A 767-nucleotide genomic window follows, 5' to 3' on the forward strand; every position below is an offset into this window, starting at 1 on the left:
TTTGCCAAACATCTCAGCCGGGTAACCGGCATCCAAATGCTGGTGACCAATCCATGACCCGATCAGTGATCCTCGGCACAGCGCTCTGCCTGCCATTTATGATCTGCCAAGCTGCAGAGCTCACCGTGGTTAAAGACAAAGGTGGTGACTCAGCGCTGCCTTACTATCGATCTCTCAATCCCGAGCCATCCTCTTCTGTCTCAAATGACCTGACCTCGCAACTGGATCCTGTAGCAGCACAGGGATTGCCGGTACGCACCACTCGAATGACTCCAGGGACAGTTGAGGGCCGAATCATCAACGCGCCAGGCCTGCAGCCTTTGTTCCTGATCGGGGACGATGAAACATCACGCCGATGGCTACAAGAGCGCGGTGCGGTGCTGAAGCAGATGCAGGCCGTAGGACTGGTGGTCAACGTGGCCACACAAGAACGACTTGCCGTAGTCAGGAGTTGGTTGCCCGACGCGCTCGTGTCCCCCGCATCTGGTGACGAGCTTTCTCAACGTCTCGGTCTGAATCACTATCCGGTGTTGATCACCCCAACCGCCATCGAGCAATAGGAGGTCGGGTTATGGCTCACGATTACGCCATCGAATCACTGCTCAGGCCCGCCGTTGAGCTCTACACCGTATATGTGTGCGCTGCAGGTGCATTCCTATGCGTGTTCGCGCCCTGGGCATTTGCGCTTACTCCGCTGTTCGGCATCGTGACCTCCGCGGGCTTTCTCGCTCTAGGTTTAGTGCGTCTGAAACAAGCATGGCAGGTGC

At 56.8% G+C, this 767-nt stretch carries 2 protein-coding genes; both read left to right on the top strand.

From position 1 onward, the window contains the following. The first annotated feature begins 53 nt into the window (after positions 1-53). Positions 54-560, top strand: coding sequence for an integrating conjugative element protein (locus ABJ99_RS13605; protein ID WP_054086287.1), 507 nt, complete (start codon positions 54-56; stop codon positions 558-560). An 11-nt stretch (positions 561-571) separates the two neighbouring features. Continuing rightward, positions 572-767 (top strand): hypothetical protein (locus tag ABJ99_RS29145; RefSeq protein WP_154864422.1); only part of this gene is annotated, 196 nt, incomplete at its 3' end.

Source organism: Pseudomonas syringae pv. cilantro (genome assembly GCF_001293775.1).
Taxonomy (GTDB): Bacteria; Pseudomonadota; Gammaproteobacteria; order Pseudomonadales; family Pseudomonadaceae; genus Aquipseudomonas; species Aquipseudomonas syringae_P.

What these genes read in the sequence shown, in the direction of transcription:
- ABJ99_RS13605 (WP_054086287.1), top strand. Translation starts at nt 54, where the DNA reads ATGACCCGATCAGTGATCCTCGGCACAGCGCTCTGCCTGCCATTTATG.